Annotated in this window: 16 protein-coding genes; 5 read left to right on the top strand and 11 right to left on the bottom strand. The window is 34.0% G+C overall.

Going from position 1 to position 19,754, the window contains the following annotated elements; translation table 11 throughout:
• Window positions 1-48: 48 nt before the first annotated feature.
• From HCG69_RS00005 to HCG69_RS00035, 8 genes are all read right to left on the bottom strand, one after another.
• Window positions 49-1,866 carry a C25 family cysteine peptidase gene (locus tag HCG69_RS00005; protein WP_255585199.1) on the bottom strand — a complete coding sequence of 606 codons (1,818 nt, stop codon included), beginning with the start codon at window positions 1,864-1,866 and terminating at the stop codon, window positions 49-51.
• Between the two features lie 7 nt (window positions 1,867-1,873).
• Window positions 1,874-2,890 (bottom strand): leucine-rich repeat domain-containing protein, encoded by a 1,017-nt coding sequence (locus tag HCG69_RS00010; RefSeq protein WP_195351281.1) that lies wholly within the window; start codon window positions 2,888-2,890, stop codon window positions 1,874-1,876.
• A gap of 100 nt (window positions 2,891-2,990) precedes the next feature.
• The gene (locus HCG69_RS20590; RefSeq protein WP_255585200.1) at window positions 2,991-3,356 is read right to left on the bottom strand and encodes a T9SS type A sorting domain-containing protein; all 366 of its coding nucleotides are present in this window, start codon (window positions 3,354-3,356) and stop codon (window positions 2,991-2,993) included.
• Between the two features lie 59 nt (window positions 3,357-3,415).
• Entirely contained in the window at window positions 3,416-4,021 is a 606-nt protein-coding gene (locus HCG69_RS20595; RefSeq protein WP_255585201.1) for a leucine-rich repeat protein, read from the bottom strand.
• Window positions 4,022-4,029: 8 nt separating this feature from the next.
• Window positions 4,030-5,067 carry a leucine-rich repeat domain-containing protein gene (locus tag HCG69_RS00020; RefSeq protein WP_221648315.1) on the bottom strand — a complete coding sequence of 346 codons (1,038 nt, stop codon included), beginning with the start codon at window positions 5,065-5,067 and terminating at the stop codon, window positions 4,030-4,032.
• A 13-nt stretch (window positions 5,068-5,080) separates the two neighbouring features.
• Window positions 5,081-6,334 carry a tail fiber domain-containing protein gene (locus HCG69_RS00025; RefSeq protein ID WP_221648316.1) on the bottom strand — a complete coding sequence of 418 codons (1,254 nt, stop codon included), beginning with the start codon at window positions 6,332-6,334 and terminating at the stop codon, window positions 5,081-5,083.
• 388 nt (window positions 6,335-6,722) lie between these two features.
• Window positions 6,723-7,721, bottom strand: coding sequence for an acyltransferase family protein (locus HCG69_RS00030; protein WP_221648317.1), 999 nt, complete (start codon window positions 7,719-7,721; stop codon window positions 6,723-6,725).
• Between the two features lie 2 nt (window positions 7,722-7,723).
• Window positions 7,724-9,253: a phosphoethanolamine transferase gene (locus HCG69_RS00035; protein WP_182416626.1), complete on the bottom strand. Its 1,530-nt coding sequence runs from the start codon at window positions 9,251-9,253 to the stop codon at window positions 7,724-7,726.
• 42 nt (window positions 9,254-9,295) lie between these two features.
• Between HCG69_RS00035 and HCG69_RS00040 the strand changes: the two genes are divergently transcribed.
• Together HCG69_RS00040 and HCG69_RS00045 are read left to right on the top strand one after the other, a co-directional pair.
• Entirely contained in the window at window positions 9,296-9,877 is a 582-nt protein-coding gene (locus tag HCG69_RS00040; RefSeq protein WP_221648318.1) for a non-canonical purine NTP diphosphatase, read from the top strand.
• Window positions 9,878-9,887: 10 nt separating this feature from the next.
• Window positions 9,888-12,200, top strand: coding sequence for a two-component regulator propeller domain-containing protein (locus HCG69_RS00045; protein ID WP_221648319.1), 2,313 nt, complete (start codon window positions 9,888-9,890; stop codon window positions 12,198-12,200).
• 57 nt (window positions 12,201-12,257) lie between these two features.
• Here the strand turns inward: HCG69_RS00045 and nadA are convergent, their stop codons facing one another.
• Window positions 12,258-13,196: a quinolinate synthase NadA gene (gene nadA / locus HCG69_RS00050; protein ID WP_007483044.1), complete on the bottom strand. Its 939-nt coding sequence runs from the start codon at window positions 13,194-13,196 to the stop codon at window positions 12,258-12,260.
• 467 nt (window positions 13,197-13,663) lie between these two features.
• On the opposite strand from nadA, the gene HCG69_RS00055 reads away from it, so the two are divergent.
• On the top strand, window positions 13,664-14,203 hold the full coding sequence (locus tag HCG69_RS00055) for an RNA methyltransferase (protein ID WP_044094798.1): 540 nt from the start codon (window positions 13,664-13,666) through the stop codon (window positions 14,201-14,203).
• Window positions 14,204-14,282: 79 nt separating this feature from the next.
• On the opposite strand, the gene HCG69_RS00060 is transcribed toward HCG69_RS00055, so the two are convergent.
• Window positions 14,283-14,888, bottom strand: coding sequence for a DUF4294 domain-containing protein (locus tag HCG69_RS00060; RefSeq protein ID WP_229091608.1), 606 nt, complete (start codon window positions 14,886-14,888; stop codon window positions 14,283-14,285).
• A 95-nt stretch (window positions 14,889-14,983) separates the two neighbouring features.
• Between HCG69_RS00060 and HCG69_RS00065 the strand changes: the two genes are divergently transcribed.
• Entirely contained in the window at window positions 14,984-17,014 is a 2,031-nt protein-coding gene (locus HCG69_RS00065) for a helix-hairpin-helix domain-containing protein (protein ID WP_221648320.1), read from the top strand.
• Between the two features lie 62 nt (window positions 17,015-17,076).
• A complete protein-coding gene (locus HCG69_RS00070; protein WP_221648321.1) occupies window positions 17,077-17,850 on the top strand; it encodes a radical SAM protein in 774 nt (257 codons plus the stop codon).
• A 121-nt stretch (window positions 17,851-17,971) separates the two neighbouring features.
• Here HCG69_RS00070 and HCG69_RS00075 read toward each other — a convergent pair whose 3' ends face one another.
• Window positions 17,972-19,675, bottom strand: a complete 1,704-nt coding sequence (locus HCG69_RS00075) for a SulP family inorganic anion transporter (RefSeq protein WP_221648322.1) — start codon at window positions 19,673-19,675, stop codon at window positions 17,972-17,974.
• Window positions 19,676-19,754: the final 79 nt, after the last annotated feature.

The raw sequence follows: 19,754 nt of genomic DNA on the forward strand, positions 1-19,754 counted from the left end.
CGCCCAGCGGCAAGGGGCGGGACCACCCGTCCCGACGAGCGTTGGTTTTCAGTGTTTACAAACATAGTAACTATTAGAATTACTTTTATATAATTCATTCAACAAAATATTAAACCTACCATATTCATCAGCCCAACCATTATCTGTATTCCCTAAAAAAGCAACAGCTCCCTTATTCAAATTACTTAAAAAATGTTCCGCGATACAATCTTTTGTAATATCTGCAGGAAAACATCCTCCCGACATTAGGATACTATAATAACTTCCATTATCCAAATTGTCAACATCCCAATTTGATATTGATTCATTTTTATCTTTAGATGAAGTACCCATACTTCCCGGAGATGAATGATCCATATGATAAATTAGATGAAAATGATTCAAACCAGAATTTCCACCATTCTGTAAAGCTGCAACAAAATTAGTTTTATTCAGTTCTTCTCCTTTTTTTGATGAATCTACATATGTATCATTTGTATGCCTACCATTACAAACTGAAGTATTACTTTTACAATTGTAGTGATCATAAATTAACCAACGATTTAATCCTTTTCCATTATAATAATTAGCAATTTCTTCTCTTCCACTATTAGACAAGTTACCTAAAGTATTTTCGCTTTTTGTAATAAAAGCATCCGCAGCCATAGAATTATTAATATAAGAATAATCAATATTCATATCAGCCTTTTCGTAGTGAATAACTTTATCTATAAATGCTTTGGCTTCTACCAAATTTTCGACAGGTGCTCTCCCTAATTTAAACGACCATCCAACATCATTACGATTATCATAATCTGTCGATTCAAAAAATATATTATTCCCATTAGAATTCCAATTTCCTCCCTCTACGCACGAATAATAAAAATCTGTAGCAACCCAATTAGAGCCTCCTTCTCTTGATTTTTTTATACGTGCAGGCACAATATTAGTATCACCACCTAACAACACGAACAAGCGTCCGTAATTCTGCCTCACATAAATCAAATAGTTACGTATTTTCTCTTGCAAATCACTTCCCGGATATGCAGAAGCAATATTTTCTACAGTTTCTATTATGGTCGGTATTCCTTTCTTTGTTTTCCAATCAGCTAATATTTGAAAATTATCTTTTAAAGCTTCATTAGTAATAATCAAATACTCTGGAAATTGTATCCCAATAGTAGAACTTATATTATAAGTTGGTATCGTGTTTTTTATCACATAACTTTCTTTTCTTACCAGTTCTTTTATATTAGGAACTATATCTTTTAGTATTTCTTTATTGTCTATCACTGACCGAATATAGTCTTGGTCTAATTGATATAAATATTCCGATTGTTTCGCTACAGAATAAGAAGATATTGCAGTTTTTGTAACTGAATAATTTAAAGAAAAAGTAATGTCACATATATATAATTCTCTACTGTTAGGAATATATTCCAATGGATAGAATTTAACTTTTACTAAATGATAACCAAAATCTTCTTTTTCTGATATAATTTCAGCGTATTTGCCCGGAAATGGATTTAAAGAATTATAAATAAGGCTATCTGGGTCTACCCACTCCAAATCTTCTTGACCTACAGATACAGGAGGTTGAACTGGATATAATAAAATACCTTCTTTTAGTAATTGCTTTTTTACTTTTTTTACTTGTAAAGATACTTGGGAGTTTATGGGTACAAGAAATGTTTTTATACAATAAGGTAATTGGGGAGCTCCAATAGTTTCTACATATCCTGATGCGGAAGTAATATTGACATATTTATCTATTTCTTGATAAGTAAAATCTTTATTTTCCTCCCATTTTATTACACCCTCAATTTGTGCATACAATATTGTATTAGCCACAATTATTACCAACAAAAAACATATAATTTTTTTCATATCTGTTCTATTTACTAATTTTAAAAACATCCTCAGAAGTATCAGCATAATTAACTTTTATCAACAACAAATCATATGATGTTTGATCTATATCAAAACAATAAAATAAATTATCAACAGTATAATCATGTAACAATATACCAATCGAATTATACAATTGAATTTTTACTATAAATTGATCACTTTGTACATTCATTGTTTGCCCATCTAACCATACCTTTGTTGATTTCACTGATTGATTATTTATAGAAAGTCCATAAACACCCTTAAAATCTTTCCAAACAGGTGAATTCTGATAAGTTTCTATATATTCATATGGAACCCGTAGTTCTATTCCCTCTGGATATATAAATGGATTTCCAATAAGTGACGGAGGGATTGGTGATTTACAAACAAGGTTTTTTAAATATAAAAAATAATTGTCGTAATTTGGAGCTCTAACAGACACCCCTCTCCTTACTCTAAAAGCTAAATTCTCAATACTCTGTAATGATGATGGTAGAATCACTTCAGATATTTCCGTACCATCAAAAGCTCTTTCACTTATAATTTCCGTTCCTTCAGGTACAATATAATTGTTACATGTGGAATTAACAACTGGGGGATGTAGTAGTAAACACCTTCTATCTTTTGAAAAAAGAACACCATCAACCAAAACAGACTCTTTATTATCATCAGATATTTCAAATTGAGTATGGGTGTTCCAAAAAATGCTATTACCTATTTTAGGAAAATTTTTCCAAACAACCCATTCTAAAAATCGACAGTCCTTAAAAGCAAAATCTCTGATTTCCTTTAAAGTAGAAGGCAATGTAACCCTAATTACATTTGTAAATTCAAATGCATTTTCACCTATTATTTCTGTACCTTCTGGCACTATATATTCTTCACCGACTTTATCTCGTGGATATTTAATTAACGTTTTTCCATCAGCCGAGAAAATGACACCATCAAACACTACATCCTGAGCATACAATAAAGTTCCCCAAAATATGAAAATAAAAAATAGCAATATTTTATTCATAATCCTCTATATTTTATTAAAAGTTTATTTTTACGACTTCTTTATTTTTATATATAACACATCTACAAACTTCCTTACTCAAACATTCTTATCACAAAATCTAATTTGATAGTTTAAAAGTTTCCTGACTACCATCAACAGTAGTAGCTTTCACTAAAAGTAATCCTTTGGATAGTTTAGAAGTAATCAATTCCCACGTTCTGTTATTGATATATTCATTCCAGATGCAAACTCCATTAGCATCATATACATCTACCGTTTCAACCTCTTTGCCACTTTCCAAATACAGTATTCCACTCTGTATCCAAATTTTTGAAAAAGAATTTCCCACTTGAGTCGTATTTATACCAGTATCCCCATTTATTGAGCGAAAATCTTGCCAATAAGGAGTACTACGATAGATTTCAATACTTTTTTCGGGAACAAATAAATTAACCTCATAATGGTTAATAAAAGGATCGCCCACTATAGTAGGAGGAATTAACGCATTACAAACTACGTTCCAAATCCAGTAATAACCATATCTTACGTTTGGGTAGTTGGAGTTCGCTCTTCCACAGCAAAAGCTTCATTTTCTATTAGTTTCAACGAAGAAGGTAAAGTAATTCTATTATAAATTCTACTATCTTCAAAAGCTCTGGTAGAAACAACTTCTGTACCTTCAGGTATTTCATAGGTTTCTTCGCTACCATTTTTCGCATTTGGAAAACGTAAAAGAATCTTTTGATCTTTAGAAAAGAGTACACCATCTACTGATATACAATTATCGCTATCATTCAATGTGTCAAATATTAATACATTACTTTTTCCAAAAAGTTGTTTTCCTATAGATTCAGGAAAATGTTTCCAAGTGACAGATGTTAAATAAAGGCCCACAAAAGCGTGATCGTCTATCTTATTTAATGACAATGGAAGTATTATAGTCCGCAAATAATAATTAGATTTAAAGGCACTTTCACCTATCACTTCTGTCCCTTCTGGAACAATATATTCTTCATTCATTTTATCTTGTGGATACTTTATCAAAGTCTTTCCATCTGCCGAAAAGGTAACCCCATCAATCACAACATTTTGAGAATACAATAAAGTACCCCCAAATATGAAAATTATAAACGAAAATATTTTATTCATAACATCAACTATTTATAAAGTTTAAAAATATCTTCCGTACCATCTGCATAGATTACTTTCAATACAAAGAGTTCCGGAAATTGATTAGTAATCTCTTCACTGTAGCGATAACCATTCAAAGTATAGCTCGCGATTTCTAAACCATTTAAAGTATAGATCATTACTCTCGACAGTTCTTTTTCACTTGTCAAATTCAAATAACCATCAGTCAAACTTACTTTCAAAGTAGTAGGAGATAGTAGCAGTTTTAAAGATGAAGGAGTTTCTACATCATTTATAGTCTTAAACTCTTTCCAACCTACAGTATTATAATATACATCAAAACTAATATCTGGTACATAGAGCTCTATTGCACGGGGATACGCAAACGGATCTCCAATAATAAGAGGAGGAGTAATAGTACGGCAAGTAACTCTCCATAATCTTCGATAATAAGGATCATCAGTTCTTGTTGGAATAGGAGAAATAACCCAAAAAGCATGATCGCCTATTTCTTTTAATGTAGAGGGTAATATGACATGTTGTAAGGTTGCACTTTCAAATGCTCTTTCTTCTACAAATTCAGTTCCTTCAGGAATTGAATATTCCCCGATATAATAATCTCCATCTTTTTGGGGAGGATATTTAAGTAATACTCTCTTGTCCTTAGAAAATAAAACTCCTTCTATTAACGAACAATCTAAATTATTATTTGATAATCTAAATTCTTTTATATGTGAATATTCAAAAATACCTTTACCTATTATTGCAGGAAAATTCGACCAAACAATGCAAGTAGCAGAACTTCCAGCAAAGGCATCATCCCTTATTTCTTTCAACGAGGTTGGTAAAGTTATCTCATGTAAATAGGCAGTACTTAAAAAAGCTTCTTCATCTATAATTTCCGTACCCTCCGGAATAACATATTTTTCATCTATTCTTTCTCTTGGATACTTAATCAATGTTTTCCCATCAGCGGAAAATATGACACCATCAATAATTACATTCTGAGAATACAATAAAGTACCCAAAAACATGAAAATCGTAAATTGTAATATTCTATTCATAATTACCTCACATTTATTCGGTTAATATCATCTTTTTCGTATCAACTTCTTTACCATCTACAATCAATGAATACATATACATTCCCGGAATCAACTCATAGCCATTGATAGTTACTGAACCATTTCCTCGTGACTCAATATTGATTTGTTTAATCTGTTTTCCTTGAAGGTTATAGATATGGATACTGGCTCTGGAAGATGCTTCGGGGATAAAGAAAGAAATAGTAGTCTGCTCCTTAAAAGGATTGGGTATATTGGAATAAAGTTTGGCTTTCAGCTTTTCATCCAGCAATGAGTTTACATCCGATTGCTCGTCTGCATCACTAATAGCAGATCGGGTTTGAATGCTTTTAGCTTGTTTCAATTCGTCAATTTCATTCTGTTGTTCTTTGATAGCTTCCACTAATAAAGGAATTATTTCAGAATAAGCAATGGCTTTCTTTCCATTGGGTAATGTATAAACAGCTTCCGGAAATATTTCTTCCAATTCCTGAGCGATAAAACCGGCCTTCTTTCTTTTCTTTTCAGCTTTTATCTTATTGACGATTTCAATCGGTACAGGAGACTGAGCGGATAAAGTATCTCTGGAAGAAACATCACTTTGAAGAGTATTTACAGTAGCCATTTCATTATCCTGCCCTTTTAGTTTATATGTAACCCCACGCATTCGCTTTATAGTGTTCAAGCTATTATTTATGGAAGTTATGTTCTCTTTATAAGATTCATCGGAAGCCGTAAGCAAACTACCTTTTGAATATACGCTTCCATCTCCGGTCACATAAAAAGTAAACGGACTCCCACTAACCCGTGCATTTCTCACTACATAGGTCATATCGGTATCCCGCCATGAATAAACTTTTATTATATCACCATAATCATGCGGAAACTTTGCATAAGCCATAAATGGACACCTGTTATAAGTATATATATTAATATACGAAGGAGTATCTAATCCTATGGAAGGATCGGCCCCAAAACCAATACCACCATTTTTATTTATTGTTATTCCTTGTTTTGCTACTCCTCCAAAATTTAAATACCCATAATTTCCATTAGAATATAATTTTAAAGGAAGAGCATCAGTTAACGAACTATCGTAAATGGCTAATCCATTATTAATCCCGGATTTTCCGATTTCTAAAGAACCGTACGTCGGAGTATTAGTACCAATTCCAACTTTACCATTGGAAAGTACTTTTAATTGTGCATGACTCATCAAACAAAAAGAAGAGAGAATAATTGCAACGAATAGTGTTTTAGTTTTCATATTATGTATTTTTAAAGTTATATTTTATAAAATTATAAAAATAAAAATTAGAAGACAATTAAAGACAGATATATTTGATATTGTATACCAATAATTTATCTATATTTAATATTATTCACATAATATCCGTATTAAACTTGATTACTATATCAAATAAACTTTGATTGATTTCAAAAAACAGATTAGTAACATTCAAAAAAATAATTGATTTCGAAAAATGAAAATATATTTAGAAATATTTTCTTCCTTCAAAATCAATTATTTAAAATACCCGGAAATAAACCGGAAAATATAAAACCTCTGGTGATTTTAATAATAAAAAAATTCTGAGAATGTATAAATTACTTTCTCAGAATAAAGATAATTCTATTATTTAATATGTAAGCAATTATTTAATTTTTCTACCTACAATAAAAGGACAACACTTGTTTATAAAGAAAATCAAAGGCAGACAAAGAATCATACTAATAATACTGAATAGAATATTAACTCCTATCTTTTCTTCTAAAACAGTAAGAGGAATACATAAAATATAAACCATCACAGCTTTTATAAAAGAAAAAGTCATCAAATGAAATCCACTTATGATTATAGTATTCTTCGCAAGGTATTTGATCCAGTTGGTATCGCCAAACCATGAAGATAAATAAAGGCACGTATTGACTATAAAAACTATACCAGCCATCCCGCCTAATAAAAACAGAAAATAATTATTATAAAAGTTTTTATACATAGCTACTCTTCCATTCATAATGGAAACCACTACTACTACTCCCAAAGCTACAATTAAATACAATGCATTGGATTTTCTGAAAAATTCTTTTTCTTTCATCATATATCCAAATGTATAAAATATCATAGCAACAATAGCAGTATTAAAACTAAAAGGCAAAGTGTATGGATTAAAGGTATAATTAAGATAAGCCAGTATAATAAAAGCTATTAATCCAATCCAAAAACGCTTTACTCTTTTGAATACCAAATAAAACAAATTTTCTATTACAAATAAACATACTAAAAACCAAATTGGAATATCATGTATTAATTTCCCTCCGTTTCCTAATAAAGCATTGATTAACGGTTCGTACCATGGAATATTTGTACCGGCATCATCTCCGAAATGTCTTCCCAAAACCAACCAAAACAGATAAGTAATTATGTTTATCCATATATAGGGAATAATTAATTGCCTGAACCTCTTTTTTATAAAATCTTTATAAACAGGATTTCGTGAAAAAGAAAAAAGATACCCTGAAATAAAAAAGAATACAGGCATAAGAAATGTATAAATACCATCTTTCAAAGGGATAAATAAACTGGTATGCGCCAATACCACTAAGTATATTCCTATTACCTTACCATAATCAATCCATCCTATACGCCTCATAATCAATCTTTCAATATACTAAAATCTTTATTCATATATTCACTTTCTATATCAGCAGCATCCAATATACTATGGAACATAAAATCTGTTCTATAACGCTTCATCTTATTATTTTTTAAATTGCGAATCTTATCAGGATATGCTAAAGCATAAGAAGAAGAATACCAGACAAAGCATGCCGGACGATGCGACATCGGATAATCTTCTGCATGAAGATAATAACCATCTTCTCCCAAAGCTTCGCCATGATCGGACAAGAAAAACAAAATAGCCTTCTTTTCTTTCAATTCATCAATTAAGCGGCTGATGACATAATCTGTATATAAAACGGTGTTATCATAAGAATTTATCATCTCTTCATGTGTACAAGCCGAAACAACCCTACTTTTAATCACAGGTTTAAATTGCTCAAAAGAATCAGGGAAACGGGCATTATACCACCAATGGGAACCTATAGTATGCAAGAGAACGAATTTCTTTGAATTTCTGTGTTGAAGTTCATCCTCATAATAAGACAGTAAATCACCATCAAGCCATTTATCAAACTTATATAATGATTGTCCTCTATTAGCATAAATCAATGTATCACATTCATTCATAAAATAGACATAGGTATCAACAGATTCCTGATTGGCAATCCAGGAAGTACGATAACCAGCCTGCTTGAACAGAGTTATAAAAGATTGTTCATTGTATGCTCTTTCAGGATAAATACTGTCGGCACGGGTCAGGATATGGGGAACACTGGTATGGGTATAATACTCTTCCGTATATATATCAGGGAAAGATACTACAGATGTATCTTTAGCCAAAAGTGGAGTTGTATTGCGTTCGTATCCATTCAGTTGAAGATGATCGTATCGCAAAGACTCTCCCAATACAAATACCACTGTCAGAGAATCACTATGACATGTAGCCTGGGATGCATTAAAAGTATCCCTCTTTTCTGCAACAATTTCTTTTTCGTCTAAATAACGACATATATTATAATAGATAGAATACGGCATTCTTTCTGTCACAGGACGAATAAATCTGGGTATCCATGCATTAGTCAACATTATGAATACAAATGCAACCAATAAATGAAAATACCATTTTTCCACTTTTATGTATTTCCACCTGTAATAAACACAAAAAGCAGAAAAGCAAAGAGACAGTATAATCCAAATAATAAGCTGAAAACTAACAACATCCATACAGGTACGTACATCATTTATCAAAGCCAGGTCAATGATCATCGGAGTCAATGCAACTTGGAGGGTATATCTGAAATAAGTCAGTAGAGTACACAAAACAGTCAATAAAGGAAAGAAAACAGCGAACACGTATTTATTCAATACCAAAGCATATAAAAGCCCCATAGTTCCCATTACAACAACTCCCCATTGCATAGCAAGAATACAAAAGTCTTTAATGCCTCCAAAAGGTGAACCGTAAAACTCTGAAAAAATAAATGCAAATCCATAAAACAATGTAAGTAATGCGATTAAAACCCAAAGTTTTACGTTATTTGTTTTCAAAATCCGTCTCATTCTGTATTTTTGTGAAATATATTATATCAAATATAACGTAGAATGAAAAGAAAACTTGTCTTTGCCACCAATAATCTTCATAAATTAGAAGAAGTATCCGCTATTTTAGGAAATCAAATAGAGCTTCTCAGCTTAAACGATATAAATTGTCATACTGACATTCCCGAAACCGCTGATACTCTGGAAGGAAATGCATTATTAAAATCACGGTTCATCTATGAAAATTATGGAATGAATTGTTTTGCTGATGACACCGGTCTTGAAGTTGAAGCACTGGAGGGAGCCCCCGGGATATATTCTGCCCGTTATGCCGGAGATGGTCATAATTCGGAAGCTAATATGATTAAATTACTCGATAATTTGAAAGAAAAAAAGAATCGTAAAGCACAATTCCGTACTGCCATTTCACTTATTATTGATGGAAAAGAATATTTGTTTGAAGGAATAATAAAAGGAGAAATAGGGATTATAAAAAAGGGAGATTCTGGTTTTGGATATGATCCTATCTTCGTTCCGGAAGGATATAATGAAACATTTGCAGAACTTGGAAGCGATATAAAAAATAAAATAAGCCATCGTGCGTTAGCTATAAATAAGCTCTGTGAATTTCTTCACTCTTTATAATAACTAACTTATGAAAAAAAAGATAGTATATACCATTGTTGCTCTTTTTGCTGCTATGCCATTTTATGCACAACATGCTATTGGAAGTTGGCAAACTTATTTGTCCTATCACAATGTGACTCATTCTGAACCAGCAGGCAATCTGGTTTATGCTTTAGGCAACGGTAGTTTATTTTCTTATGATAAAGAAGATACATCGGTTCGTTGTTATCAGAAAGGAAATCCGTTAAATGATACGGATATAGCTTATATAGCATATCAAAGTACCTATAAGACACTGATCATCGTATACGCCAATGCAAACATAGACCTATTGGTAAATGACGAAGATGTGTACAATCTGCCCGATTATATGAATAAAAATATGGCACAAAATAAAGATATCAATCATATCTATTTTATTAAAGAATATGCCTATTTATCGACTCCTTTTGGAATTATTGTTTTGAATTTAAAGAAAAAAGAGATTAGTAATGCATATATTCTAAACAAGAAAATCAATGCTTGTGCGGTAGATGATGAGAAAATATATGCGGCATCTTCCGAAGGATTATTAACAGGATTATTAACTGATAATTTGCTGGATGTTAATAACTGGAAGAAAGCTTCAAGTACCATATTTAGTTGTTTATCAATCTATAATAATGAATTAATAGGAAATATACCATCATGGGGAATCTATCTTATTAACAAAGAAAATTATAGTTATTCACAACTGGTCAATGGATATTATAACTTTATGTATACTTATGGAGATAAACTTATTGCAGGAAATAATAATTCACTTGCCATATTCTCTGGATTAGATAAACATAATAAGCTGAATCACCAATTAGGAGTATCAGACTTTTCTTATGGTAATGGTGTATACTGGGCCAGTCGTTATAATAGCGGATTAATGGGATACAAGTATAATGAACAATCAAATAAATTGGAAGAAACCATTCAATCCATCATTCCGGATAGTCCCATAAGGAATTATACTTACTATATGACTTTTGGAAATGAAAGTCTCCTGATTGCCGGAGGAGGACAAATAGGAAACAGATTGGATCGCGAAGGTACTATCATGGAATTTAAAGATAATACCTGGAATAACTTTCAGGAAGAAGGCATAAAAGAAATAACCAAACAATTATACAAAGACATTAGTTGCGTCATACAAGATCCTAATGATCCAGAACACTATTTTGCAGCTTCGGTAGGAGAAGGAATATATGAATTCAAAAACGGAAAATTTGTTCAACAATACAGTATGCATAACAGTCCGCTTGAATCAAGTAATGGCTATGACACATATATACGTATCAATGGACTCAAATTTGACAATGATAATAATCTCTGGATGACTAATTATGGGGGATATAAAGCAACAGGAGTCCAAAATCCAATTAAAATATTAAAAGCAGACGGAAAATGGGTAAGTTTACGTTACCCGGAAATTACCGGCGTTAATAACTTGGAAAATACTCTTTTTGACAAAAGAGGATGGTTTTGGGTTACTTCGGCCTGGATGGCTAATTACGGGGTATTTTGTGTTAATACTAAAAATACTTTAGAAGATGTTTCTGATCACCAGCATAAATTCGTCAGTAACTTTACCAATCAGGATGGTACAGCTCTTAATCATAAAAGTATTAATTGCATTGCGGAAGACAAAAATGGAGTTATTTGGATAGGAACCGGACAAGGACCAATTATTCTTAATAATCCTTCAAAGTTCTTTGATGACGATTTTTATTGTACACAAATAAAAGTTCCCCGTAATGACGGAACCAATCTGGCGGATTTCTTATTAGAAAATGATGAAATAAATGCCATCGCCATAGATGGAGGAAACCGTAAATGGATAGGAACAGGAACCAATGGAGTCTATTTATTAAGTCCCGACGGATTGGAAACTATACATCATTTTACGACAGAAAATAGTCCGTTACTATCAAATAGTATAGAATCTATTGCTATCAATCCAAATACAGGAGAGGTTTTCATAGGAACAAGCAAAGGTTTGGTATCTTATCAGAGTGATGCGATAGAACCAAAAAGTAGTTTTAAAAAAGAAGATGTATATGCATTCCCTAATCCTGTAAAACCTGATTATACAGGGGTCGTCACCGTAACCGGACTTGTGCAGGATACGGATATAAAAATAACCAATGTAAGTGGTAAACTTATTTATGCCGGAACTTCTGTTGGTGGACAATTTACATGGGATGGAAAGAATCAGCAAGGAAGACGTGTTCCTTCAGGGGTTTATTTTGTATTGGCTGCTGATGCAGATGGTAAAGAAGGAATAGCAACTAAAATACTATTTATCAAATAACCCTCAAAAAAAGAATGGCTTGCTTTAATAACAGCAAGCCATTCTTTTTTTTTGATTTTATAATCCTAATTTCTCCGAAATCTCCAACATCCGCTTTATCGGCTTTACCGCCTTCTCTGCTATTTCCGGATCAACCAGTATCTCCGGTGACTCATTCTTCAGACACTCATAGAGCTTCTCCAGCGTATTTAGTCTCATAAAACTACACTCGTTACATGCACAGGTACTATCATTCGGTGGAGCGGGAATAAACGTCTTTTCCGGGCATTTCTTCTGCATCTCATGAAGAATACCCGATTCGGTAGCTACAATGAATCGTTGTTCACTGCTGTTAACAGCATATTTCAATAAGGCAGCTGTAGAACCTACAACGTCTGCCAGTTTCAATACTGTACTCTTACATTCAGGATGCGCAAGTACGATGGCATCAGGATATTGTGCTTTCAGCTCCAGAATCTTTTCTACCGAGAACTGCTCATGCACATGACAGGCACCATCCCACAATAACATCTGCCGGTTCGTAACTGAGTTGATATAATTTCCAAGATTGCGATCCGGACCAAAAATTATTTTCTCATCTTTGGGAAAGCTTTCTACTATTTGCTTTGCATTGGTAGAAGTTACCACTACATCGGTTACAGCTTTCACAGCAGCCGTTGTATTGACATAGGATATCACCGTATATCCGGGATGCTCTTTGACAAACTGTGCAAACTGATCTGCCGGACAACTATCGGCCAATGAACAACCTGCATTCATATCAGGCACTAATACCTTCTTTTCAGGACAGAGCACCTTTGCCGTTTCACCCATAAAATGAACACCGCACATCACAATGATATCCGCTTTTGTTTTGGCAGCCCATTGAGCCAATGCCAGACTGTCGCCTACATAGTCGGCGATATCTTGTATCTCACCCTTCTGGTAGTAGTGACCCAGAATAACTGCATTCTTTTCTTTTTTCAGCTCGTTAATAGCTTTTATGAGTTCATTCATAATAATTTTATTTTCTCTCCTTTTTAAAGAAAAATCCTTTGTTAGTGATAATAGGCTGTTAATAGTGTTAGCAAATAAAAGCTGTTTTTCTTGTCAGATAAGTTATTAGTCTCCAATACACAGTTATCAGTATATTATGAACGGACTGAAAAGAGGCTATTGGCTGATAATAAGCTATCTCTCAATTTGTATTAACACCTTGTTGATAAAGTGCAAAGTTAAAAACTTTATGGATATAAACAGGGTAATAAGTGCTGAAAAATATGTTCAAGAATGCATTGAAAGTTTATATTAACTTTTTTGTATTGTTCATTATGAGTCTTCCTTATACCTTCTTCTGAATAATGCAAGAGTTAGTTTTCAAAATCTTTGCTTAAAGTTTTGACAGGTTTTCAACGGTTATAAACAGGTGTGTTAACAGAAAAGAATTACTTTTGCAGTAGCTAAGAAATAATAAGGATATGAACATGCGAAAATTGAAAATAACCGAGCTGAACCGGATAAGTGCAGAGGAATTTAAAGAAGCGGATAAACTGCCTTTGGTAGTAGTACTGGATGATATCCGGAGCTTGCATAATATTGGTTCTGTGTTCCGTACGTCAGATGCATTTCGTATTGAATGTATTTATCTGTGTGGGATTACGGCTACTCCTCCACATCCGGAAATGCATAAGACAGCTTTAGGTGCCGAATTTACAGTTAACTGGAAGTATGTTAATAACGCTGTTGAAGCTGTTGATAACCTTAAAAATGAAGGATATATTGTTTATTCGGTGGAACAGGCTGAAGGTAGTATCATGCTGGATGAACTGGAACTGGATAAGACAAAGAAATATGCCATCGTTATGGGAAATGAAGTGAAAGGGGTACAACAGGAAGTTATTAACCATTCGGATGGTTGTATAGAAATTCCCCAATATGGTACTAAACATTCACTGAACGTATCTGTGACGACGGGGATTGTAATATGGGACCTCTTTAAGAAGCTAAAAATTAGTGATAAGTGAGTAGTGATAAGTGATTAGTAAGCTGCGCGAATATACCACATGGAACTAATCACTTATCACTAAACCACTTATCACTATTTTAAATTTGTCCGTTTTCCACCAATATCACCACCCGTTCGGTGAGTTTATCTTCACCATTCGGGTCGTATTCTTTTTTAAGACTGGCACCGAAGAGAGCGGCAAAAGTTTGATAGAAACCTGCTTTGAAGGGTCCCATAAAGGCTTTTACTAATTCAAAAGAGGTTTGATTACTTTGTCTGTCTACCAGTTTTATTAACAATTTCCCCTGTGCAAAAGAGAGTTTCTTCATCCGGGGAGTATATTGGTCTTTGAGACCTTTTTCTACTCTTTTAATATGTTTCTGACGTGCTCTTTCATTTGGGAGAGTTTGCAGATATTCATAAGTTTCGAGTATGGTACGATTGATTTCCCGGGCTATGGGATATACCTTCTTGACATTTCTTACTAACTTATAATATTCCATGCGTTCTTTATCATTTTTAAACTTTAATGGCTTAAAAATATAAACGGTAGGTAGTTGTACACAGGGTATGGTATCTCCTTCATAAATACAAACCGGAACAAGGTATCCTCCTCTGCTTTGTTTATCTTGTGCCAGAACGGACTGGAAAGAAAGAAACAGAGCAAACAGTGTAAGTATTACTATGTTAGGTCTTGTATTCATGTCGCAAAATTACAAGATTATTTTATTATTTGTTCAATTCCTTGTAGTGTTAACCTATTTAAAGTATCTTCGCTATCTGACAAAAGTAAAAATGAATGAAAAGCACATGCCTTTTTCGGCTGTTTTTAGTTATTAACCTCTTGTTGATAATACCTGTTAATAAAGCTCAGAAGCCTTCTGTGGATATTCTGGAGGAGGTAATTGAGGATATTTCGGTTAATAACGATGACGGTGAAGAGATGAATTGGGAAGATAAGATTGAAGAACTTTCTGAACGTATTCAGCAACCTGTCAATCTGAATACCGCTACCAAAGAACAGTTGGAGCAGCTTCCTTTTCTATCTGATATTCAGATTGAGAACCTGTTGGCTTATGTTTATATTCACGGGCAGATGCAAACCATTTATGAATTACAGTTGGTAGAAGAGATGGATCGTCGGACTATTCATTATTTACTTCCTTTTGTTTGTGTACAACCTGTTGATAAGAAAGAGTCTTTGCCCCGTTTAAAGGATGTGCTTAGGTATGGTAAACATGAAGTGTTAACTCGTTTGGATATTCCGTTCTATACACGTAAGGGATATGAAAAAACTTATTTGGGACCCTCTATGTACCACTCTCTGCGATATGGCTTTCGGTATAGTGAGAATGTTTATGCCGGTATAACCGGAGAAAAAGACGCGGGTGAACCTTTTGGTGCATTACATAATAAACAGGGCTATGATTACTATTCATATTACTTGTTAATAACTAAAATAGGACGGTTGAAAACTCTGGCTTTAGGCAACTATCGGTTAAGCTTTGGTCAAGGGTTGGTAGTGAATACTGATTTTCTTATGGGAAAGAGTATTTATCTTTCTTCATTGACATTCCGGAACGGAGGTATACGAAAACATTCTTCTACGGATGAATATAATTATTTTCGGGGAGTAGCTACTGCTGTAGAACTAAGTAAACATCTGGTATTATCTGCTTTTTATTCACATCGCAGTATGGATGGAGTGATAGAGGAAGGTGAAATAACTTCTATTTATAAGACTGGTTTACATCGTAGTCAGAAGGAGGCTGATAAAAAGAATGTTTTCACAATGCAATTAACAGGTGGAAATATGACTTATACAAATAATCACCTGAAATTGGGATTGACTGGTATTTACTACTTTTTTGATCATCCTTTTGAACCCGAACTGCGACAGTATTCCAAATATAATATTCATGGTAACAGGTTTTATAATGTAGGACTGGATTATGGATATCGTTGGCATCGTTTTTCTTTTCAGGGAGAAGCGGCTATTGGTAAAAATGGATTTGCTCTTTTAAATAAATTGCAGTATTCTCCTGTACAAGGGGCCAATTTATTGTTAATACATCGTTATTATACACATGATTATTGGGCAATGTTTGCCCGTTCGTTTGGTGAAGGTAGTAATGTGCAGAATGAAAATGGCTGGTATCTTGCCGGTGAAATATCTCCTTTCCGTCATTGGAAATTCTTTGCATCTATAGATTTATTTTCTTTTCCCTGGTGGAGGTACAGGATAAGTAAACCTTCGCAGGGTGTTGATGGAGTATTACAAATGAACTTTACTCCTCGAAGAGAACTTACTATGTATCTGAATTATCGTTATAAACGAAAAGAAAGAGATGTGACCGGAACGAATGGTGAAATTACCCTGCCAACGTATCATCATCGGTTGCGTTACCGGCTGAACTATTCACCGGATAATTTGTTTTCCCTTCGCACAACGGTTGATTATAATAACTTTCATTCTTCAGGGGAAGTAGCCGGACAGGGTTATCAGATTACGCAAATGATAGCTTACCGTTTATCCTGTATTCCACTAAGGGCTGAACTACAAGGAAGCTTCTTTCATACCGATAATTATGATACCCGTGTATACATTGCAGAAAAAGGTTTGCTTTATACTTTTTACACTCCTTCGTTTCAAGGTAAAGGAATACGTCTGGCAATCAATCTGCGCTATGATCTGAATACACATTGGATGATTATAGGGAAGTTAGGACAGACAATGTATTATGATCGTAATGAAATAGGTTCCGGATATGACTTGATACGAAATAATAAAAAAGCAGACTTACAGATGCAATTACGCCTGAAGTTTTAATATATTTGCATGATAGTATTATCAATCGTAAATTGTAAATCGTCAAATTGTAAAATCTCATCATGACTGTTATTTATCCTTCCCCTATATTTGGCCCTGTTCATTCCCGCCGGTTGGGGGTATCTTTGGGAATAAATCTTTTACCTTCCGACGGAAAGGTATGTTCATTTGATTGCATCTATTGTGAATGTGGTTTTAATGCAGATCATCGCCCTTCTAAGCCCTTGCCTACTCGTAAGGAAGTACGTGAAGCACTTGAAACCCGCTTGAAAGATATGTTGGTTAATGGTCCTTTTCCTGATGTGCTGACTTTTGCCGGGAATGGTGAACCTACGGCACATCCTTATTTTCCGGAAATTATTGAAGATACGTTGGCTCTTCGTGATAAGTATTTCCCGAAAGCAAAAGTGAGCGTATTGAGTAATTCAACGTTTATTCATCGTCCGGCTGTATTCGAAGCATTGAATAGGATAGATAATAATATTTTAAAACTGGATACAGTGGATAGTGATTATATTCAACTCATTGACCGTCCTGCCGGTAAATATTCTGTATCAGAGATAATTGATAATCTGAAAGCTTTTAAAGGAAACTGTATTATTCAGACAATGTTTATGAAAGGTACTTATCGGGGACAAGATGTGAATAATACTTCTGATAAGTATGTATTACCCTGGTTAGAAATGATAAAGGAGATTGCTCCCCGGCAAGTGATGATTTATACGATTGATCGTGAAACTCCGGACCATGATTTACAGAAAGCTACACATGAAGAATTAGATAGAATACTATCTTTACTTATCGAAGCAGGTATTTCTGCATCTGCTTCTTATTAGAAGAAGGAATTGAAAAACATCCCCATGTTTTATAATACAACATCCCCATGTCTAGTATAGAACATGGGGATGTTATTATAGTAAAGTATATAATTTTAATAAATTAAAAGCTATCCAGAGTTTACTTCTCTGTGTTTACGGTTTGTACACTTATAATATCTTTTGCTCTTTCCAGTGCTACATTGATATTCGGACAGATATTTTTTTCTCCCAGTAATTCATAGAATCCTGATTTCTCCAATACTTTATGTACTTTGTCATTTACTCCTGAAAGTACAATTGTAATTTTTTCTTTTTGAGACATTCTGCACAGGTTAGATAAGTTATGAATACCGGTTGAATCGATGAACGGAACTTTACGCATACGAATAATGCGTACAGTGGGACGGTCTCCCAATTGTGCCATTACTTCCTCAAACTGTGTTGCAATACCAAAGAAGTATGGACCATTGATTTCATATACTTCAACTCCTTTCGGAATAATCAGATGTTCTTCACTAACGGCAATATCCAATTCTGAGTTTGGGTCTATTTCATCGGTGATGACGGATATTTTGGTTGTTTCCATGACACGTTTCATAAACAGTACACAAGCAATGATCAAACCTACCTCGATAGCAATTGTCAGATCAAAAATAACGGTCAGGAAGAAGGTAATAAGCAATACAGTGACATCCGATTTCGGATTTTTCAACAGTGCTTTGAATGTGCGCCATCCACTCATATTATAAGAAACAATAACCAGCACACCTGCCAGGCATGCCATTGGAATATATTGTGCCAATGGCATCAGGAATAATAAAATAAGCAGTAATACAACGGCATGAATAATTCCGGCTATGGGCGTTTTTCCACCATTATTGATATTCGTCATAGTACGTGCAATAGCACCTGTGGCAGGTATACCTCCAAATAAAGGAGCGATGACATTGGCTGCACCCTGAGCTATCAGTTCAGTATTTGAATCGTGACGGTCTCCTATTACACCATCGGCTACTGTGGCCGAAAGTAATGATTCGATGGCACCTAATACAGCAATTGTAATAGCTACCGGGAACAGGTTTTTAATGGCTTCCCAGTTCAGTGCAGGAACAACGGCATCGGGTAATTCGGATTTAATAGTAAAACGATCACCAATTGTATCGATACAATCAATTCCTCCATAAATTTTCATGAGGTATACAGCAATTGTCACTACAACAATCGCAATCAGAGACCCCGGTATCTTTTTTGAAAACTTTGGAGTAACAGCAATAATTATAACACTTATAATACTTACGATAGTATTCCACCAGTTAATTGTGTCAAAATGACGGAAATAAATCATCCACTTTCCTACAAAATCTCCCGGAACTTTTTCATTTCCGAAAGTCAGTCCGAAAATGTCAGCTATTTGTGTAGTGAAAATGGTTACGGCAATACCACTTGTGAAACCTACAATGATGGGATAAGGAATAAATTTAATGACTGCTCCCAACTTGAATACACCTAATAGAATGAGCATTACACCTGCCATTAGAGTGGCTACGATGAGTCCTGCTTCTCCATATTGTTGGATAATACCATAGATAATAACGATAAATGCTCCTGTTGGACCACCTATCTGTACTTTACTACCACCCAATAGTGAAATGATAAATCCTGCAATGATAGCAGTGATAATACCTTTTTCGGGAGATACACCGGAGGCAATACCAAATGCAATGGCTAATGGGAGGGCTACAATACCAACAATAATCCCGGCCATGAGATCGGCTGTAAATGTTTCTTTCGAGTAATTTTTGAGTGTAGAAAACAGCTTGGGTTTGAATTCTAAGACTTTCATTTTAACGATACAATATAATTAGTGCATATATAGATTTACGATGTGATTTTATTGATTTTGCTAAATAAGGATTGCAAAA

It is taken from the genome of Bacteroides sp. K03 (assembly GCF_019734355.1).
Lineage (GTDB): Bacteria > Bacteroidota > Bacteroidia > Bacteroidales > Bacteroidaceae > Bacteroides > Bacteroides nordii.